The organism is Candidatus Mycobacterium methanotrophicum, from assembly GCF_023515995.1.
GTDB lineage: Bacteria > Actinomycetota > Actinomycetes > Mycobacteriales > Mycobacteriaceae > Mycobacterium > Mycobacterium methanotrophicum.
This window is the reverse complement of record NZ_CP097320.1, coordinates 2944498-2964357: the sequence shown is the minus strand read 5'-3', so window position 1 is coordinate 2964357 and position 19860 is coordinate 2944498. Positions and strand designations below refer to the sequence as shown.

The following is a 19860-nucleotide window of genomic DNA, read 5'->3' as shown; positions in this document are numbered from 1 at the left end:
CTTAGGTTGTTTTCGTCGTCGGTGATTCGAAACCTGTCGCGCAGCGAAGAAATATTCGCTGACACAGAATGTTTCGTGGGCGTCGGCGCGCATCTGCAGGGGCCGATCGACGCCGAGGCTCTGTCGGCCGCCTTCGATGCGCTGCTGGAGGCGCACCCGGTACTTGGTGGTCATCTCGAACAGAGTGCCGACGGGCGGCATCAGATCGCCGTTGACGATCTCCTGCACCCGGGAATCGAGGTGGTAGAGATCGACGACCCGGTCGCCGACAGCCACGCTGTCCGCCTCGACCAAAGCGAGTCGCTGGTCCATTTGCGGTTGACCATGCGCGGGGGAGACCCGCAGCCGACTCTCTATGTCCATCACGGACTTGCCGACGGCCACCACGAGTTCCGGCTCGTCGAGGAGATGTTCTCCTATTACACCGATCTGGTATGCAACGGAAGAATGGGGCCGGTCACGGTCCAGCCTGCGCCGCAACCGCTGGAAGCGGTTCTTGCTCAACGGGGTATACACAAGCAGCAGCGGTCGGGGCTCGAGCGGTTCATGCCCGCGGCGTTCGCTTACGATCTGCCGCCGTCGCGGCGTGCCGCCTCCGACGTCAAACCTGCTTCGCCGCTGCGTGTCCCGATGGCGGCGTGTCAGCTGAGCGAGCGCGAAACACAGGATCTGATCGCGTTTGGTCGTGCCCACCGGGTTGGGCTCAACGGGTTACTGTCCGCAGTTCTTCTCCTGGCGGAGTGGCGACTGCGTGGCAGAACGAATATTCCGGTGCCCTATGTCTACCCGGTCGATTTGCGCTACATCCTCTCCCCGCCGCTGTCTGCCACCGCGTGCACAAACCCGTTGGGAGTGGCCACCTATCTTGCCGAGATCGACCACAACACCGACGTGGTAAGCCTGGCTCGGGACATCGTCGAGACATTTCGGGCGGACGTGGCCGAGGGCGTGGTGCAGCAGTCGCTGCTGCATTACAGCCCGCAATACGTAGGGAACCTGCCCGGCTTGCCCGATATCGTCATGTTGACCGACGGCGGTATGGTGCCTCCGATTCGAATGCCACCCGGTTTGGAAGTGACCGCCACACATGACGAGCTGTTCTTCGCTGTCAACGCGGGAATCGACATGTATCTCAGCAACGTCTTCGCGGGGCAATTGGTGGTCGAGTACCACACGCATGCGCCGGCGCCCGGAAAATCGATCGAGGAAATACACTCGCTGCTTGGTACCATCGCCGAGCAGCAGGCCGCAACCGGCGTCAATTGACGCCGAACTTCTACGGGCCCAAGCACTCAACTGGAATTACGAGCCGCCGAATTGACCCGGATTTCCCATAGCGGACGCTCGTCGACAGTCGTCGCGGGACTCGCCGAGGGGCGGCGCGCCGCTCAATCCTTGGCGAAGCAGTACATCCGGTACGAAAGCCGCCCGCGCTGCAGTTCGCGGTACATCAGCGAGCCTGGCCCAGCAAGGTTGTACCTTTTCCGACAAAAGGCGATGGCGTCTGCGTTCAAGTCCAGCCCGGTGTAGGACGCCGGACGCAACGTGCGCATAACGTAGGAGGCTCCACCGCCGTGGCCGCAGCTGACCTCCAGCACCTGTTTGCCGCGCAGATCCGCCTGTGTTGCCGTGCGGTGGTAGAGCTGGATGCCGTATCGGCTGCGTTCGTCGGACGCTGCCAGCGGCAGCCCCATCGGCGGATCCTCCTCGTAGCCGTAGTCGAGAAGAAGGACGTCCTCTGCATCCCACCGGCGGGTCAAGAAGGGATACCAGTACTTGACCATGACCTTTTTGAACCATGAGGCGTTACCGATGGACTTTGCCGGGTGGGGCATGCGAGTTACGGCCACGTCCGGCGAGTATGCCACGCAGAAGATCTCGGCGCGGATCTTCGCGAACTGCGGGGCGTCCGGCGAGTAGGCGCCGAGCGGTTGGCGCGGCGGGAAGATCCACGAACGTCCGGTTGACGGTCGGCGGCGATACCGGCTAAGTCCAAGTGGCCTCGCTCGTACGTTCGTCGGTCTGTTCGCTGAGGTGCCGAGACTGCGGTGGCGGCGACGCCAACGCGGAAAAGCTAGCGCTGAACGCAGGCTCGACGCCACCAGCGCAGACTCGGCGCCAGCGGCGTCTGGTAACAACCTCCGACGAACTTACCGGCCAGACACCTTAGGGCTCCGCCGGTAAACCACGGCCCGGCCGCCCCGCGCCGGCACCGTCGCCACACCGCGCCAGTGACGCCGTTCGCCCGGCGCATCGGTGGGCGCGAACCGCAATTCGCGCAGCATTGTGCGCAACGTGACATCCATTTCCATGTTGGCTAGCGTTCCATGTTGGCTAGCGCTGAGCCGATACAACGGTTGACGCCGCCGCCGAACGGAATCCAGGCGAAGGGCTTCGGGGCGCCGACGCCGACGAATCGGTCCGGGTTGAACGACGCCGCGTCCGGAAAGCTCTCCTCTGCGGCATGCGCCACTCGGATACTCAATATCACTGCGGTGTTTTCCGGAAGCACCCAGTCCCCTAACCGGATTCGCTTCTTGGTGCGCCGCGTGGCGCCTTCGAGAACCGACCGGGTGCGCAGCACTTCCCAGATCGTGGCCTGCCGCAGCGCAGATCCGCCGGCGTCGACTTCCTCGGTCAGTCGCGCCAGCAGCGACGGATGCCGGCGCAACCGTTCCACACTCCAGGCCAATCCTGCGCTCGTTGTCTCATGACCGGAGGCCACCAATGTCAGCAACTCGTCGGCGATGTGCCGATCCGGGATCGGCTCACCGTCGTCGTAGCGGGCCTGGACCAGCAGCGCGAGCACGTCGCTGCGCTCGTCGAGGGCAGTGTCGGCCATGCGCATCATCGGCTGCAGCGTTTTGAGCTCGCGGCCCTGCGGCCAGTTCGCGATCTCGCGCGTCACCTCGTCTTCTACGATGTGCTCGTAGCTTCTCACCCGCTTGCCGTGAAACGGCGGGACCACCAATTTGCGGCGTGCCAAAAGCTCCTCGCCGCCAAGGCTGAACGTGGACCCCGTGCCGAACGCCTCCCCGAGATGGCCTGCCCCGGTGGGGCGTTCGATCAGATCGACGCTGGCGGTGAAGAGATCCTTGACCAAGACTGGGTCGCTGATCACCACCGCCTGGCCGAAGAGCGACAAGTTGACGGTAAACACCCGGCCCTACCGTCGGCCCAGGGCAGCAAACATTCCGTGCGTTGTAGCCAAGAACGCGATGCCCTGCACGATCTTCGGTGTCCGCGGTCCTGGCGAGTTGGTCGAAACCGTTGGCACGCCACACCCGCGGCGGATCGGCCCAGGCGCGCAGGCAGGTCGAGCCCGCTCGTCACGACGGGGAGCACGTCACGGGTCCGAACGCATAGCGATGGTATTGCAGTGCCGTGCGCACGGGCGGGACTACACCAACCAGCCCGCTGAGCAACCGGAACCCGCCGGATGCGCGACGAAACGTGCTGGCATCGAAGAACGTGACGGCGATCAGCAATCGGACCCCGGGGACTTGGCTTAGGATGTCCTGCGGGCTATCGACCGCCCAGTGCAGCGTCGACCCGGTTCGCCGCACCAACGTGTGCATCTTCTGCGACCTGATTGCCCACCTGTTGTAGAAGTCGATCTGCAGTTCACCGGAGCGGAAGCGGTCGACGACGCGGCGCAGCAGCGCGACGCCCTCGTGGTCCGCCAGATACATGCTGATGCCCTCGGCCAACAGCAGCACGGGGCGGTCCGCAGGAATCTGGTCCAGCCAGGATTGATCCGTCGCGGAACTGGCAAGGAGGTGATATCGCGGGCGCGCGGGGTAGATCTTCTCGCGCAATGCGATGACGGCCGGATAGTCGATGTCATACCACCGCACGTCCGGCCCGGGGTCTAGCCGAAACACCCGGCTGTCCAAACCGCACCCGAGATGCATGACGGTGCACTGGTGGTGGACGGCCAGGAACTGACGCGCCCAGATGTCGTACTGGGCTGTCCGCACGGTGATCAGCGGGGCCCATCTGGCGGTGATGCCAATTTCGCGGAAATCGTAGTCGAGGCGGCTGACCGCTTCCCTCGCGTACCGATCACCAAGGACTGGGCGGGCGAAATCGGCGTCCAGCGCCTTGAGGTACAGCGTCGCCAGCATCGTCTGCGCAGCGCCGCTGAGATCGACGGGAACTTTCTCGGTCACGCACCCGAGGCTATAAGCCGGATTGGCGTTTCCCCGCCGGCGGGTCACCCATTTGCTGTCGCAGTCCACCAGGCGCGCCGTACGCTGAAGCGGCTATGGCCTCGACCAGGCAGGTCGCCGATTCGCGCCGCCCCTCAAACAACATTCCCGGTATGGGCGCCGTCGAGAAGTGGAAGCTCGAAGGGCTCGACTTCGCGTTGCCACGCTTACCGTGGACCACCCCACCACGGCCGCCGACGCCGCGTATATTTACCGACCATCGCCGGGAACTGTCTTGCCGGCTCGGGTGCCGGAAAGCGGCGGCCGCCAGAAAGGTCGTGACGCAGACGTGCCAACTGAGGACGCCTTCGGAATATGACCGACACGCAGATCGCCGCCGAGGCGCTCGCCCGACTCGACATGCCGTTGTGCGACGCGATGATGACCCAGCGCGCAGTGCGCCGCGTGCACCCCGACCCCGTCGACGACGCGGTGGTGTTGAAATGCATCGAGCTGGCGCTGCGAGCACCGACCGGCGCCAACGGTCAGAACTGGGAATTCATCGTAGTCAAGGACGACCGCATCAAAAAGAAGCTCGCCAAGCGCTACCGGCAGGCCTGGTCACTCTACTATCGCGCTATCATCCGCCGAGTCGCTGCCCGCGACGAGTCGATGGCGAAGGTGGCTCGCGCGGTGCAGTGGCAGGTCGACCACTTCACCGAGATCCCGGTCCTGGTGGTGGCTTGTCTGCGGCTCGGTGTGCGGGACGGGAAGCTGCCGCTGATGCCGCTGCCGCATGCCGCCGAATCCGGATACTACGGGTCGATTTATCCCAGCGTGCAGAACTTGCTGCTGGCGGCACGCGCCATGGGGTTGGGTGCGTCGCTGATTACCTTGCCACTGTGGAGCGTGGCGTCCGCACGCAGAGCCCTCAAGTTGCCGCATTCGGTGACACCCTTGTGCGTGGTACCGCTCGGCTGGCCGCGCGGGCGCTACGGCCCCACGACTCGAAGGCCCGTCGCCGAGGTGACGCATCTCGATACCTACGGCAATCGAGCCTGGGGCCACGCCTGAATGCGCTTTCGTTCAAAGCTTTTTAATTCCGCGAAGAATCTTCAGAAATGGTGCATTAGCGGCCAATGTCTTGCGTAACCGAGGATTGAGTGGGCTGGCGTTCAGAATGAGGGGGTATCTGAGCCCATGATCGCGCCATTCGGCGAATTGGTCGATGACCTCGTCGGGTTCCAGCGTTTCGGCTACGTCGTCGCGGTTTCGACCGGTGACCACGGCACGGTTTATCGCGGGGACGATCGACATGGGGTCGCGACCGGCGTCGGAGGCCGCAGTGCGTACGGCCTCGAGGGCGCGAGCGTAGTCGGCGGGCCGAGATAGCACGAAGGGGATCCAGGCATCGGCACAGCGTCCGGTGATACGCAGCATCCGCGGGCCGTGCGCCGCTATCCAGATCTGGGGCCATCTCCCGCGGTACGGCGGAAGCGCGAACATGGCGTTGCTCAACGGAAAGTACGCTGAATCACGGGAAACGGGCTTTCCGCCCGAGTTCCATAGCGCGCGGATTGTGGCGATGGCTTCTTCGAACTCTGCCACCGGCTTGATCCGCTTCGCCCCGTAGGGCTCGTTGCCTTCCCGTTCTCCCACCCCGATGCCGAGGATGGCACGGCCCCGGGTAAGCAGGTGCAGCGTTGCGGCGGCCTGCGCCGTGACTGCCGGGTGGCGGCGGGTGGCGTCGGTGACGCACACGCCGAGTCGCAGTCGGCGAACCCGGTTGCGGGCGGCGAGGTGCCCGAGCATCGTCCACGGTTCGAGCACCGCGTCAACGTCGGGCACCAGTTTGGCGGCGATGCCGAAATGCTCAGGGGTCGCGAGCGAGCGCGGCAACATCGCGTTGAGATGGTCACCGACCCAGAACGAATCGGCGCCCGTTGCGGCGGCGGTCAGGTAACTCGTCGCGGGCAGCAGAGTCGGTGACACGCGGGAGTTGACGATCCCGTCGAGGATGCCGAACCGCAATTTGGCCATCCGCGCCGACGCATTCCCGCGAACAAGCAACGTCACGGTAGCGACCGTACTAGCGAGCGCGCTGACGGGATGTTGTTCTCAACGCTAGGGGGTGAGCGACGTTGCCAGCTCGGAAAGCAGTGAGCTGACATCTGCCCCAAGCCCCGGGCCCGCGAGTGACGCGAGGTCGGTTCCGGTGCTGGACAGCAGAGCGCTGAGCTCGCTTGAGAGCGGGGCGGAATCACTCAGTGCTCCGAGCGCGGCGTCTGTCGCGCTTGCACCGTAGGTGGCCGGGTTGAAGTAGCCTTCCAGGCCATTCAGCAGGAACTGGAACCCCTGCTCCAGGCCCGGAAGCACGTCTGAAATATTCGTGGTGTACCCGGTAATGGGCTCCGCGCCGTTGTTGGGCAAAACGAATTCGTTCGGTATGAGGCCCAACGAGGCGTCGTGAACTAGTCCGCCGATCGCGGACGGGACGCTATAGAGCGTATCGGCGCCCCAGTAAGCGAAACTGCCCTCGATGAGCGGGTCGAAGTCGTTGACGAGGTCTTGGCCGAGTTTGACAGCGCTGTCGAAGAGATCTCCAATATTGGGGAGCATGATCGGGTTGTTAGCCGGACCTTCGACCGCATTCTGCCAAATGGCTTCGAATGGCTCCAGTAGTGGATTGAAGGGCACTTGCTGACCCGACCAGATGGCAGTGGTCTCGGTGCCCGGCGGACCGACGTTGACGACCCCGTCCGGGAAAACGCTGGTGGCCGCGCCGTTTTCCCCGATAGTGTCCGTTGTTGTTGTCGGGTATGTCGAGCTAAACACGTTACCAAGATGGGTCAACCAACCGCCGAGATAACCCACCGGGTCGGAGCATTGAATCTCGCAGTTCGCGTCCTGCGCTCCATCGATGAACGAGGACTGCGCGACGGACTGCACTGACTCGGCCAAACCTTCGGTCCACTGAAGCGGCAGCACAAAGTGCAGCAGCGCGTCTAACTGCGGCCAGTTGCCGTTGTCCCAGCCCCAGGTGTTGCCGATGGATTCCATCAACCAGCTGCCGGTCCCGCCCTCGGTGTAGTAATCCTGCCCATTAATGACATCGACGCCATGGTCCGCCACGGTGGCGCCCGGCGGAATCCATCCCGCCACCCCCCCGGTCGAGCCCGCCGGCCCGAGGGCGTACGCATCTTCCTGCAGCGCCTGCGACTCGGTGTAGGGGATGTTGACGATGTCGGCGAAAATGTTGTACGGGATCCAGAGCAGGCTGCTTTGGTCAAGAAGACCACTAGAGCTGCTACCGGCGTCACTCAAAACGCCCGGAAGGCTGCCCAGGCCCAGGTCGCCGAGCAGGCCGCTTTCGGCGTCGACCAGACGCACGTCCGCGCTGGACACCCGGGGCAGATCAGGTGGCGACGAGACCGGGGTGACCGCCAAGAGGCTGGACGCTATCAGCGCCGAACCCGCGATGGCAGCCGGGCGTGCAACTAACTGCATGATGCTCCCCCTCCTCCGCCGAACTGCGCCAAACCTAGCTAAGAATGAATCTGAACTTACCTTAATTTAACCTGAGTGTTCAAGAGCGATGGCACCCGAAGTTTTGCCATCCGACGGCAGCCACCGGGTTCAAGGTCTAGTCAAGGCTGAGGTCGTATTTCGTTGCGCTCTAGTAAATTAACTGTCTGCTCCCGAGTGCAGATGCAGGCCGATACTTGCCGGGAAGTCGAAGCCCTCTGTTAACCTGCTCTTAGGCTGCCACCACCTTGGGCGGCGCGGTCGGGGGCTCAGACGATGCAGGGAAGGTGTCCTGATGCCTGCTGGCCAGCGCTCTATACCCGCTGTACTGCGCGAGCAAGCCCGACAGCGTCCGGATGCGCCCGCATACACGTTCATCGACTACGCACTTGACCCGGCCGGATATTCCGAGACGTTGACGTGGTCGCAGATTTCAGTGCGCGCGCACGCCGTCGCTGCCGAACTGGCCTTGTGCGGGTCGCCGGGCGACCGCGTCGCGATTTGCGCTCCGCAGGGCTTGGACTACATCGTCGGGTTGCTCGGAGCCATGGCAGCCGGCTACATCGCGGTTCCGCTGTCGGTTCCGCAGTTCGGCGCGCACGACGAGCGCGTATCGGCCGCGCTCAGTGACTGCGAACCCACCGCGATCCTGACGACGTCGGCGGCCGTAAGCGATGTCGTCGGCTATGCCCACGCGCTTCCCGGCGCTGCACCGGCGGTGATCGGCGTCGACGCCCTTGACCTCGACACACCGGCCGACTTTCGGCCTCCCGAGATATCGCCCACCCAAACCGCCCTGCTGCAATACACCTCCGGCTCGACTCGCGCGCCGGCGGCTGTCACGGTGACGCACAAGAACGTGATTGCCAACCTGGACCAGGTGATAGCCGACTATTTCGAGGACAATGGAAAGGTTCCGCCGCCGGGCCTCACGATGGTTTCGTGGTTGCCCTTCTATCACGACATGGGCTTGCTACTGGGCGTTCTGGCCCCGACATTGCGGGGCTTTCCGGCGGTGCTGACTGACCCGATGGCTTTCCTGCAGAAACCCGCCAGGTGGCTGCAGATGCTGGCCGGCAACCGATCGTTCTCGGCAGCGCCGAACTTCGCATTCGAGCTGGCTGCGCGGCGCACGTCCGACGAGGACATGGCCGGGCTGGACTTAGGCAACGTGCACACCATCCTCAGCGGTGCCGAACGGGTGCGCGCCGCGACGCTTCGGCGTTTCACCGAGCGGTTCTCCCGCTACAACCTCCCGCCCACCGCGCTGAAGCCCTCGTACGGCTTGGCCGAGGCAATGGTGTATGTGGCGTCGTCGAACCCCGGCCGTCCGCCGACGACCGTCCGCTTCGATTACGAGAAGCTTTCGGCCGGCCACGCAAAGCGCTGCGACAGCGGAGGCGGTTCTGAGCTGGTCGGCCATGGGGCACCACGCGCCTGCACCGTGCGGATCGTCGACCCCCAGACGGGCGCCGAGAAACCGGCCGACGAGGTCGGCGAAATCTGGGTGCACGGCGACAACGTCGCCGGCGGCTACTGGCGAAACCCCGAACTGTCGGAGCGGACCTTCGGCGGACGACTTGTCGATCCGTCCGCGGGCACGCCACCGGAGCCCTGGCTTCGCACCGGCGACTTGGGCGTGATATCCGACGGTGAGCTGTTCATCGTCGGCCGCATCAAGGATTTGCTGATTGTGGATGGGCGTAATCACTATCCCGATGACATTGAAGCGACGGTCCAGGAGATCACCGGGAGTCGTGCAGCGGCGATCTCCATCCCGACCGAACGCATGGAGCAGCTGGCCGTGATCGTTGAGTTCAAGACGCGGGACAGTTCAGACGAGGAGCTGCACAGCGTGAAGCACGAAGTGACGTCTGCGATTTCGGGGGTGCACGGCGTACGCGTCGCAGACGTGGTCTTGGTGTCGCCCGGTTCCATCCCGATCACTACCAGCGGGAAAGTCCGCCGCTCAGCGTGCGCCGAACGTTATTACCACGGAGAATTCACCCGACTAGACGCGCCCGCATGAGGTCTTCCGGCCAAAGTGGCAGTAAGCCCACAGCATAGGAGCGCCCAGTCCGCCAGGCCCGGAAGCCGCACGGGAGTATCAATGCCAGCAATCGAGCCTTCGAGCTATCGGCTCAACCGAGTCGCCCGATTGGATGTCACCGCATGAATGCCCCCCTCGATGAGCCGGCGCTTCGGCACTGGCTTGTCGACCACCTGGTCACCAACGTCCGATGCAGTCCCGACGACATCGACTTCCACGCCTCGCTGAAAGACTTGGGGGTCTCGTCCCGCGATGCGGTGGTGCTCTCCGGCGAGCTGTCCGAATTGCTCGAGCGCCCGGTGTCGCCCGTCGAGTTATGGCAACACCCGACCATCGACGACTTGGCGCGATTTCTTACCAGCTGCGAACCTGATTCCGATACCGAGCCGGTACCGCGCCAGGACCAAATTTCGGCTGACGACCCGGTGGCTGTGATCGGTGTGGGGTGTCGTTTCCCGGGTGATGTCTTTGGGCCCGAGGGTTTTTGGCGGTTTCTGGGTGATGGTCGGTGCGCGGTGGGGGAGGTGCCGCCGGATCGGTGGGCGGGTTTTGATGACGGTTCGCCGGAGGTGGCTGCCGCGTTGTCGGGCACGACGCGTTGGGGTTCGTTTTTGACCGATATCGACGCTTTTGATGCGGAGTTCTTCGAGATCTCGCCGAGGGAAGCGGCCAAGATGGATCCGCAGCAGCGGCTGTTGCTGGAGGTGGCCTACGAGGCGTTGGAGCATGCCGGTCTTCGGGCTGATTCGTTACGTCAGAGCCGGACCGGGGTTTTTGTGGGGGCCTGTGCCGGGGAGTACGGGTATTTGGCGTCGATGGATTTGAGCCAGGTGGATGCGTGGTCGGGTACCGGGGGTGCGCTGAGCATCATCGCCAACCGGCTTTCGTATTTTCTTGACCTGCGGGGGCCGTCGGTGACGGTGGATACGGCGTGTTCGTCATCGCTGGTCGCGGTGCATCTGGCCTGCCAGAGTCTGCGGGCCGGTGAGTCCAGCCTGGCCGTTGCCGGTGGGGTTAACCTGCTGCTGTCGCCTGCTGTGACCCGCAGTTTTGATGTGGCCGAGGCGATGTCGCCGACGGGTCGGTGTCATGCTTTTGACGCCGGCGCCGACGGTTTTGTTCGTGGTGAGGGCTGTGGGGTGGTGGTGCTCAAGCGGCTCGCCGACGCCGTGGCCGACGGTGATCCGGTGTTGGCGGTGGTGCGCGGTTCGGCGGTCAACCAGGATGGCCGGTCCAATGGGTTGATGGCGCCCAATCCGGCAGCGCAGATGGACGTGCTGCGCGCGGCCTACGCCAATGCCGGCATCGAGCCGCGTCAGGTCGACTATGTCGAGGCCCATGGAACCGGCACGTTGCTCGGTGATCCCATTGAAGCCCGCGCCCTGGGACGGGTGCTGGGCCGCGGACGCCCGGAAAGCGCTCCGCTGCTGATCGGTGCCCTGAAGTCGAATCTGGGTCATCTGGAGGCCGCGGCCGGGATCGCGGGGTTTATCAAGGCGGTGCTGGCGGTGCAGCGTGGGCGCATCCCGGCCAGCCTGAACTTCGACAACCCTAACCCGCTCATCCCTTTTGACAATCTGCGACTGAAAGTTGTTGATGAGCCTCGTGACTGGCCGGTGACAGGTCAGCCGCGGCGGGCGGGGGTGTCGGCGTTTGGTTTCGGTGGCACCAATGCTCATGTGGTGGTGGAGCAAGGGCCGGATCCGGGGCCTGTGGCGGCGGGCGGGCCGGAGCCGGCCTCGGCGGTGACCACGCTGGTGGTGGGGGGCAAGACGGCGCAGCGGGTGGCCTCGGCGGCGGGGATGCTGGCGGGGTGGATGGAGGGTCAGGGGGCCGGTGTGGCGCTGGCCGAGGTGGCCCATACCGTCAATCATCATCGGGCCCGGCATGCGGTGTTTGCGACGGTGGCGGCGTTGGATCGTGAGCAGGCGGTGGCCGGGTTACGGGCGTTGGCGGCGGGCGGGTCGGCTGAGGGGGTGGTGGCCCCGCATCGGGGGCAGTGCCGGGCGGGCACGGTGTTCGTGTATTCGGGGCAGGGTTCGCAGTGGGCGGGCATGGGCCGGCAGTTGTTGGCCGATGAGCCGGTCTTCGCGGCGGCGGTGGCTGAGTTGGAGCCGGTTTTTGTTGAGCAGGCGGGGTTTTCGCTGCAGGAGGTGCTGGCCGCCGGAAAGCCGGTGGTCGGCATTGAGCGCATCCAGCCGGTGCTGGTGGCGATGGGATTGGCGCTGACCCAGCTGTGGCGTTGCTATGGTGTGCAACCCGATGCGGTGATCGGCCATTCGATGGGCGAGGTGACCGCGGCCGTGGTGGCCAAAGCGTTGACACCCCGCGACGGGTTGCGGATCATCGCCACCCGCTCACGACTCATGTCACGGTTATCCGGACAGGGCGCGATGGCGCTACTTGACCTGGACCCGGAAAGCGCCGAGGCATTGATCGTTGACTACCCGCGAACCACGTTGGCCGTATATGCCTCGCCACGCCAGTCGGTGGTCGCCGGGCCGCCCGACGAGGTTGACGCGGTGATCGCGGCGGTCGCGGCGCAAGATCGGTTGGCCCGGCGCATCGAGGTCGACGTGGCGTCGCACCACCCGATCATTGATCCGGTGCTGCCGGAATTACGCACGGCGCTAGACGATCTGTCGCCACGCCGCCCCACCATTCCCGTTATGACCACCACCGGCGCGATGCCGGTATTCGATGCAAACTATTGGGCTGCCAATTTGCGTTACCCGGTGCAATTTAGCCAGGCGGTGGCAGCCGCCGGGGCCAACTACGCCACGTTCGTGGAAGTCAGTCCCCATCCGGTGCTGACCTACGCGATCAGCGACACGCTGGGCAAGATCCATCACCACAGCATCGGGACCCTGCAGCGCGACACTCACGACACACTGACCTTTCACACCAACCTGAACGCCACGCACACCGTCGCACCGCCTGCGACCGATCACCCCGCCGAGCCGCATCCGGTCATCCCGACCACGCCCTGGCACCACACCCGCCACTGGTTGGCCACCGAGAAGCGCGTGGACACAACCGCGTCTGCACCGAAGTTCGGCACGCTGCTCGGAGCGCACATCGCCGTAGCGACGTCGCCTCCTACGCGCCTTTGGCAAGCCAGGCTGCTGCCGGAGGCCAAGCCATATCCGGGTTGCCATCGAATTCACGGTGTTGAAGTGGTGCCGGTGTCGGTACTGCTGCAGACTATTTGCGCCGCAGTAGGTGAATGCGGAGCATCAGCCGTGGCCGACGTCAGATTCGAGCACCCGATCGTTGTCGACCAGCCGCGGATTATCCAGGTGGTCGTCGACGGCGAATCCGTCACGGTGTCATCGGCGCCGGCAGCAGATTTGACAACCGGGGCGCCCCCCGCCCACTGGGTCAAGCACGTCAGCGGCCGGATGGCGCCGGCGCCGGCCAGCTTCGGCGGTGCCGGCATCGACGGGTCGGCCGCCGACGACGGCCACCATGAGACGGCCGAGAACGGAATCCGGTCGGCTGCCCAGCTTCTCGAGAGTTGGGGCGTCGATGGTCAGCCGTTCGCCTGGTCGGTCCAAGCGTTACGGCCAACCCCAGGCGGTCTTGTCGCCGACGTCTGTTCGGCCGAGCAATCGACGGTCGCGCTTCTCGACGCCGCCGTCCACGTCGGCCGGTTGGTGGACACCTCCGACGCGAGACTCATGGTGCCTGCTGCAGTCGAAAGCGTATGGGTGTCAACCTCTTCCGGAGACCGGCAGGGCGCCGTGGAAATCCGCCGGGTGTCTGGCAACACCGAAGAACTTGTCGTCGACATCGCCGTCTACACCCCCGAGGGCACTACCTGCGTAGACATCCGATCGCTGCGATATGCGGATATCGAGTCCGGACCCGCGCAAGCTATCGGCCGCGACGCCGATCCGCGCTCGTGCGCGCATGCGATCGACTGGCGAGCTTGGTCGCAAGACCATGACGGCCCGGCGACGGCGCCGGGCACACTCGCCGTTGTCGGCGGGGAGCACGCCGTCAACGCGGAGCTGCAAGATCGGCTGACCGAGACCGGGTACACCCCGGCCGGGGCCGCCGACGCCCGGTATGTCGTCTACCTCGCCGAACCAGGCCCGGCAAGCCACAACGACAACGACATCGAGTCTGCGGCCGCCCTGTCGTCGGACGTGGCCGATCTAGTACGCCAACTGGCAGACCGCCACGAGCGCCTACCGGTAACCCTGTGGATCATCACTCGCGGCGTGCACGAGGCCGTCTCGCGAACGGCGCTGCCGCAAAGCAGCTTGTGGGGACTCGCCGCCGTCATCGCAGCCGAGCACCCGAACCTGTGGGGCGGCCTCGTCGACGTCCCGGTCGGAGACGATGTCGAGGATTGCGTCACGGCGCTGTCGAAAGTTTTGCCGGGGGCGGCCAAACGGATTTTGGTGCTGCGCGACGGCGAGCTTCTCGCCTCGACGATGGCGCCGATCTCCGGTCAACCGGTGCGTGAGCCACTGCGGTGTCGGCCGGACGCGGCATACATGATCACCGGCGGCATGGGTGCACTCGGGCTGTTGATGGCCGGCTGGCTGGCGGACCGCGGTGCACGTCGGCTGATCTTGGTGGGCCGCACCCCGCTGCCGCCCAGGCGCGACTGGGACAGCACCAGCGACACGGATCTGCACGACAAGATCGCCGCGATTCGAGCGCTGGAGTACCGCGGCGTCACGGTCGACGCGGTGGCCCTCGACATCGGTTCGCCAGAGGCGCTTCGAATACTGCTGGCCAAGCGCGACCGCGAAGGGTCACCGCCGATCCGCGGTGTCATCCATGCCGCCGGCGTCACCGAAAGCGCACTTCTGACCGAGACGACACACGCCACGTTCCAGCGGGTCATGTGGCCGAAGATCGCCGGGTCGCAGTCGTTGCACATGACTTTCCCGCCGCAGCATCTCGACTTCTTTTACCTGACCGCCTCGGCGGGAACGGTGTTCGGCGTGCCGGGGCAGGCTGGGTACGCGGCGGCCAATGCGTACCTCGACTGCTTGGCGCGAACGCGTCACCGACAAGGCTGCCATACCGTCAGCCTGGACTGGGTGGCCTGGCAGGGACGCGGCTTCGGCGCCGACGCCGCGGTCACGGTCCACGAGCTCGAGCGGCACGGATCGCGACCGCTAAGCGCGGAAGAGGCTTTCGCCGCATGGCAGTATGTGGACTGTTACGACGTCGCCCAAGCGGTGATGGCTCCGATGTCGGCGACTGACTCCGCCGGGCCCGGCGAATCGACGCCGGTGCGCGCGTGGTCTGAGTTGTCCGCCGAGGAACTGCTGCGCGAACTCGAGACCGAGCTGCGGCAAGTGCTGGCCCGGGAACTTCGGCTGGTGGAATCGGAACTGGAGTCAGACCGGCCGTTCGCGGAGTTGGGCCTCAACTCGGTGATGGCCATGTCGATTCGACGAGAGGTTGAGCAACTGACCGGTATCGAATTATCAGTGACGATGCTCTGGAATCACCCGACGATCGCCGCGTTGACGGAGCACCTCGCCAAAAAGCTGTCGCATCACCAAGATTCGGTGGATGATGCAAATGGGCAGGCGGCTTCATCGGGCCGCGTGCTCGACGAGTTATTCGCTCACGTGGAATCGGCGCAATGACGGCGACTCCTTCCGGCGCTGAGTTGCGGACCTGGCTGACCGATTATCTCATCGCGACCATCGGCTGCGACCCGGGAGAGGTCGACCCGGATGCATCGTTCTCGGATCTGGGGATCGGTTCGCGCGATGCGGTGGTGCTCTCCGGCGAGCTGTCCGAATTGCTCGAGCGCCCGGTGTCGCCCGTCGAGTTATGGCAACACCCGACCATCGACGACTTGGCGCGATTTCTTACCAGCTGCGAACCTGATTCCGATACCGAGCCGGTACCGCGCCAGGACCAAATTTCGGCTGACGACCCGGTGGCTGTGATCGGTGTGGGGTGTCGTTTCCCGGGTGATGTCTTTGGGCCCGAGGGTTTTTGGCGGTTTCTGGGTGATGGTCGGTGCGCGGTGGGGGAGGTGCCGCCGGATCGGTGGGCGGGTTTTGATGACGGTTCGCCGGAGGTGGCTGCCGCGTTGTCGGGCACGACGCGTTGGGGTTCGTTTTTGACCGATATCGACGCTTTTGATGCGGAGTTCTTCGAGATCTCGCCGAGGGAAGCGGCCAAGATGGATCCGCAGCAGCGGCTGTTGCTGGAGGTGGCCTACGAGGCGTTGGAGCATGCCGGTCTTCGGGCTGATTCGTTACGTCAGAGCCGGACCGGGGTTTTTGTGGGGGCCTGTGCCGGGGAGTACGGGTATTTGGCGTCGATGGATTTGAGCCAGGTGGATGCGTGGTCGGGTACCGGGGGTGCGCTGAGCATCATCGCCAACCGGCTTTCGTATTTTCTTGACCTGCGGGGGCCGTCGGTGACGGTGGATACGGCGTGTTCGTCATCGCTGGTCGCGGTGCATCTGGCCTGCCAGAGTCTGCGGGCCGGTGAGTCCAGCCTGGCCGTTGCCGGTGGGGTTAACCTGCTGCTGTCGCCTGCTGTGACCCGCAGTTTTGATGTGGCCGAGGCGATGTCGCCGACGGGTCGGTGTCATGCTTTTGACGCCGGCGCCGACGGTTTTGTTCGTGGTGAGGGCTGTGGGGTGGTGGTGCTCAAGCGGCTCGCCGACGCCGTGGCCGACGGTGATCCGGTGTTGGCGGTGGTGCGCGGTTCGGCGGTCAACCAGGATGGCCGGTCCAATGGGTTGATGGCGCCCAATCCGGCAGCGCAGATGGACGTGCTGCGCGCGGCCTACGCCAATGCCGGCATCGAGCCGCGTCAGGTCGACTATGTCGAGGCCCATGGAACCGGCACGTTGCTCGGTGATCCCATTGAAGCCCGCGCCCTGGGACGGGTGCTGGGCCGCGGACGCCCGGAAAGCGCTCCGCTGCTGATCGGTGCCCTGAAGTCGAATCTGGGTCATCTGGAGGCCGCGGCCGGGATCGCGGGGTTTATCAAGGCGGTGCTGGCGGTGCAGCGTGGGCGCATCCCGGCCAGCCTGAACTTCGACAACCCTAACCCGCTCATCCCTTTTGACAATCTGCGACTGAAAGTTGTTGATGAGCCTCGTGACTGGCCGGTGACAGGTCAGCCGCGGCGGGCGGGGGTGTCGGCGTTTGGTTTCGGTGGCACCAATGCTCATGTGGTGGTGGAGCAAGGGCCGGATCCGGGGCCTGTGGCGGCGGGCGGGCCGGAGCCGGCCTCGGCGGTGACCACGCTGGTGGTGGGGGGCAAGACGGCGCAGCGGGTGGCCTCGGCGGCGGGGATGCTGGCGGGGTGGATGGAGGGTCAGGGGGCCGGTGTGGCGCTGGCCGAGGTGGCCCATACCGTCAATCATCATCGGGCCCGGCATGCGGTGTTTGCGACGGTGGCGGCGTTGGATCGTGAGCAGGCGGTGGCCGGGTTACGGGCGTTGGCGGCGGGCGGGTCGGCTGAGGGGGTGGTGGCCCCGCATCGGGGGCAGTGCCGGGCGGGCACGGTGTTCGTGTATTCGGGGCAGGGTTCGCAGTGGGCGGGCATGGGCCGGCAGTTGTTGGCCGATGAGCCGGTCTTCGCGGCGGCGGTGGCTGAGTTGGAGCCGGTTTTTGTTGAGCAGGCGGGGTTTTCGCTGCAGGAGGTGCTGGCCGCCGGAAAGCCGGTGGTCGGCATTGAGCGCATCCAGCCGGTGCTGGTGGCGATGGGATTGGCGCTGACCCAGCTGTGGCGTTGCTATGGTCATGATCACAATCGTCTACCTCACCGCCGCGAAACTCCCGCTGCCGAGCGTCGCCAACCCCACCCCGGCATACCTGCCCGCCGCGGGCTAAAGACCACAATCCAGAATCATCCAGGTAAGGCTAACCAACCCACTTGAAAGAGCGGAGAACCCAATGGAGCCGGCTCGCACAGCAGCCGCTTCGCGCGACGAAGCAGCGGCGATTGTATGGTCGCAGATTCCCGCGGAGAACATTACCGGCGAAATCGAGGCCAGGCTCCAGGCGATCATCGCCCGCGAGCTCGGCATGCCCGCATCCGAAGTGGACGTCGACCGGTCATTCCCCGAATTGGGATTCGACTCGGTGATTGCGATGTCGGTCCTCGGAGAGGCTAAGCGGTCATTGGGCTTCGAAGTGTCGGCGACGCTGTTATGGGATCACCCGACCATCGCGTCGTTGTCGGCGTGTTTAGCGGAATTGCTTGCGAAGCCCGGAGTCTCCGACGATGGGTCGGAGGAAGACCCTGTCGACCCGATGCCGGAGTCGGCAAGCAGCGTGTTGGATGAGCTTTTCGACAATGTGGAGTCGGCTTCGGCGGGCAGCGAGAGCGGTAACGTGTTGTGAGAACGAGCACCCCGGTCGACCCAATCGCGCCTCGTACACCATAATGGGTATTGCGTTCGCAACGGGTCAGGGGAGTATCAATTGTTTCCATCTGGTGGCTGAGGGCAGTCTCGGCTGCATTTAAGCCCGCAATACGTTGCTTGAGTTTCGCAGTTAGACGGACGTGGCTGGTGTGATTTCTGGGGTGATTGTGGTGATCGTCGGCGCGCCTGCGTGACCGGGCTGTGATCGTGAACTGCACCGCCACCGACTTCCATGGCGACTGGAACTACACGCTCACAGCGGACCACACCGCGACACGCCCACCGGAACCCACTCAATTACTGCGCGAGTCCTACACTGGTCGCGGTGTGCTGCTCGGCAATGCTGCAGAGCGTCGAACGCACTGCCTCGAGCGATCTTTCCGGCACCGGTCCATGCGAGTGGTACTCGACGTCCAACTTTCCGGCGAATAGCTGGGTGAAGTAGATGTCAATTCCGGCGCTGACGGCGAAGAACATCTCGCCGTGAGTGCTGACCACTTCCAGGCCGGGAGGTGTACACACGGGAGGAACCAGACCGCTATCGGAGAGCACGACGACATCAGGCAAACTCGGCGGGTTCCCGATGTACTGCGGGCTAAAGTGCAGCCGAGACTGTTGGATTACACCCTCGGACAGGTCTGCTTGAAAAGTGTCGGCGATGTCGCGGGCGAGATCGACAACACGCGTCTTGTGATCGATCTCGGCGAGATAGGTCGCCAATCCCACCGGGTTGGTGCATCCGGTCGCGGACACCGGTGGGGAGAGAAAGTAGCGCAGGTTAACGGTGTAGAGCAACGGAACCGGGATATCGGGCGTACCGCGAATCTGCCACTCCGCCATGAGGATAGCGGCAGCGAGCATGGACGTCAGTCCGAGCCCCTGTGCACGGCAGAGCGAAACGACGTCATCGGTGTGGCGCTCGCTCAACCGGCACGACACCATCGGGACACGCACGGGTGACACCGGTTTGACGCCGGTAGCCGCTCGCCGAGATGGCGGAAGGTCGTAGGCGAACATCGCCGGCATGAACCGCTCGATACCGGAGCGCTTCTGCTTGTGGATACCCCGTTCGGCGAGCACCGTCTCGATCGATTCGGGCGCGGCTTCGACGGTGACCGAACGGATGCTTCCAGTGCTGACCACCTCGGTGTAGTAGGACAGCACTTCCTCAACGAGGCTGAACATGTGATGACCGTCGGCGAGGCTGTGATGGACGTAAAGAGTCGGCTGCGCCTGCCCGTCGCGGATGATCACTCGGAGGTGGACCAGTGACTCGCTTTGGTCGAAGTGGGGCGGGGGACCTTCGGCCGCCGGGTCAACGAGCTCGATGACCTCGATGTCCTTGGGAAGAAGGTCATCGGCGACGATCTGATGCCGTCCGTCTGGCCCCCGTTCGAGGTGAGCATAAAGGATCGGGTGCGCTTCGAGTAGCGCGTCGTAGGCAGCGGACAGCGCGTCGATATCGACTGGGCCCTTCATATGCGCGGCGAGACCCACAAAATTCTGGGTCTCGGCGAGCATTTCCTCGCTATTTGCCAGCTTCCGAATGACCGAAGATGGAAACAAATTCACACTCCCTGACCGTTATCGAACGCGATGACGAGTTTATGCCGGTGGGCCTCCCCTGATTCCGTGGAGACTTCAGTTGTAGGGATCTTGTGGTCAAGTTGTTTGCCGCTGCCCCGGGTAGCGGCCAAGAGGGGGTGCCCGCAGCCGGTGTCAACGCTGGCCGTAGGCCACCGGTAGGGCTTGGCCTTGACGCC

At 64.6% G+C, this 19860-nt stretch carries 10 protein-coding genes and 2 pseudogenes; 6 read left to right on the top strand and 6 right to left on the bottom strand.

Going from position 1 to position 19860, the window contains the following annotated elements; all coding sequences use genetic code 11:
- The first annotated feature begins 6 nt into the window (after window positions 1-6).
- Window positions 7-1266, top strand: a complete 1260-nt coding sequence (locus tag M5I08_RS15295; protein ID WP_219066258.1) for a phthiocerol/phthiodiolone dimycocerosyl transferase family protein — start codon at window positions 7-9, stop codon at window positions 1264-1266.
- Window positions 1267-1463: 197 nt separating this feature from the next.
- Here the strand turns inward: M5I08_RS15295 and M5I08_RS15290 are convergent.
- From M5I08_RS15290 to M5I08_RS15280, 3 genes and pseudogenes are all read right to left on the bottom strand, one after another.
- Window positions 1464-1784 (bottom strand): annotated as a pseudogene (locus M5I08_RS15290) (SAM-dependent methyltransferase); the annotation flags it as partial.
- Between the two features lie 533 nt (window positions 1785-2317).
- Window positions 2318-3160 carry a cytochrome P450 gene (locus M5I08_RS15285; RefSeq protein WP_307728190.1) on the bottom strand — a complete coding sequence of 281 codons (843 nt, stop codon included), beginning with the start codon at window positions 3158-3160 and terminating at the stop codon, window positions 2318-2320.
- A 169-nt stretch (window positions 3161-3329) separates the two neighbouring features.
- Complete coding sequence (locus M5I08_RS15280) at window positions 3330-4172, bottom strand: class I SAM-dependent methyltransferase (RefSeq protein ID WP_219066238.1); 843 nt, start codon at window positions 4170-4172, stop codon at window positions 3330-3332.
- A gap of 354 nt (window positions 4173-4526) precedes the next feature.
- Here M5I08_RS15280 and M5I08_RS15275 point away from each other — a divergent pair, with 354 nt between their 5' ends.
- On the top strand, window positions 4527-5225 hold the full coding sequence (locus tag M5I08_RS15275; protein WP_249762810.1) for a nitroreductase family protein: 699 nt from the start codon (window positions 4527-4529) through the stop codon (window positions 5223-5225).
- 12 nt (window positions 5226-5237) lie between these two features.
- Here M5I08_RS15275 and M5I08_RS15270 read toward each other — a convergent pair whose 3' ends face one another.
- Window positions 5238-6191, bottom strand: a complete 954-nt coding sequence (locus M5I08_RS15270) for an LLM class flavin-dependent oxidoreductase (RefSeq protein WP_219066260.1) — start codon at window positions 6189-6191, stop codon at window positions 5238-5240.
- 84 nt (window positions 6192-6275) lie between these two features.
- Window positions 6276-7556 (bottom strand): hypothetical protein, encoded by a 1281-nt coding sequence (locus M5I08_RS15265; RefSeq protein WP_219066239.1) that lies wholly within the window; start codon window positions 7554-7556, stop codon window positions 6276-6278.
- Window positions 7557-7971: 415 nt separating this feature from the next.
- On the opposite strand from M5I08_RS15265, the gene M5I08_RS15260 reads away from it, so the two are divergent.
- From M5I08_RS15260 to M5I08_RS15245, 4 genes and pseudogenes are all read left to right on the top strand, one after another.
- Window positions 7972-9705, top strand: a complete 1734-nt coding sequence (locus M5I08_RS15260) for an AMP-binding protein (RefSeq protein WP_219066240.1) — start codon at window positions 7972-7974, stop codon at window positions 9703-9705.
- Window positions 9706-9848: 143 nt separating this feature from the next.
- Entirely contained in the window at window positions 9849-15344 is a 5496-nt protein-coding gene (locus M5I08_RS15255) for a type I polyketide synthase (protein ID WP_249762809.1), read from the top strand.
- Window positions 15341-17470 (top strand): annotated as a pseudogene (locus M5I08_RS15250) (type I polyketide synthase); the annotation flags it as partial. The gene M5I08_RS15255 and the pseudogene M5I08_RS15250, both read left to right, overlap by 4 nt.
- 154 nt (window positions 17471-17624) lie before the next feature.
- Window positions 17625-18074: an acyl carrier protein gene (locus tag M5I08_RS15245; RefSeq protein ID WP_219069758.1), complete on the top strand. Its 450-nt coding sequence runs from the start codon at window positions 17625-17627 to the stop codon at window positions 18072-18074.
- Between the two features lie 320 nt (window positions 18075-18394).
- Here M5I08_RS15245 and M5I08_RS15240 read toward each other — a convergent pair whose 3' ends face one another.
- Window positions 18395-19663, bottom strand: coding sequence for a phthiocerol/phthiodiolone dimycocerosyl transferase family protein (locus M5I08_RS15240; RefSeq protein ID WP_219069762.1), 1269 nt, complete (start codon window positions 19661-19663; stop codon window positions 18395-18397).
- Window positions 19664-19860: the final 197 nt, after the last annotated feature.

What these genes read in the sequence shown, in the direction of transcription:
- M5I08_RS15270 (WP_219066260.1), bottom strand. Translation starts at nt 6,191, where the DNA reads ATGGCCAAATTGCGGTTCGGCATCCTCGACGGGATCGTCAACTCCCGC.
- M5I08_RS15245 (WP_219069758.1), top strand. Translation starts at nt 17,625, where the DNA reads ATGGAGCCGGCTCGCACAGCAGCCGCTTCGCGCGACGAAGCAGCGGCG.
- M5I08_RS15260 (WP_219066240.1), top strand. Translation starts at nt 7,972, where the DNA reads ATGCCTGCTGGCCAGCGCTCTATACCCGCTGTACTGCGCGAGCAAGCC.
- M5I08_RS15275 (WP_249762810.1), top strand. Translation starts at nt 4,527, where the DNA reads ATGACCGACACGCAGATCGCCGCCGAGGCGCTCGCCCGACTCGACATG.
- M5I08_RS15255 (WP_249762809.1), top strand. Translation starts at nt 9,849, where the DNA reads ATGAATGCCCCCCTCGATGAGCCGGCGCTTCGGCACTGGCTTGTCGAC.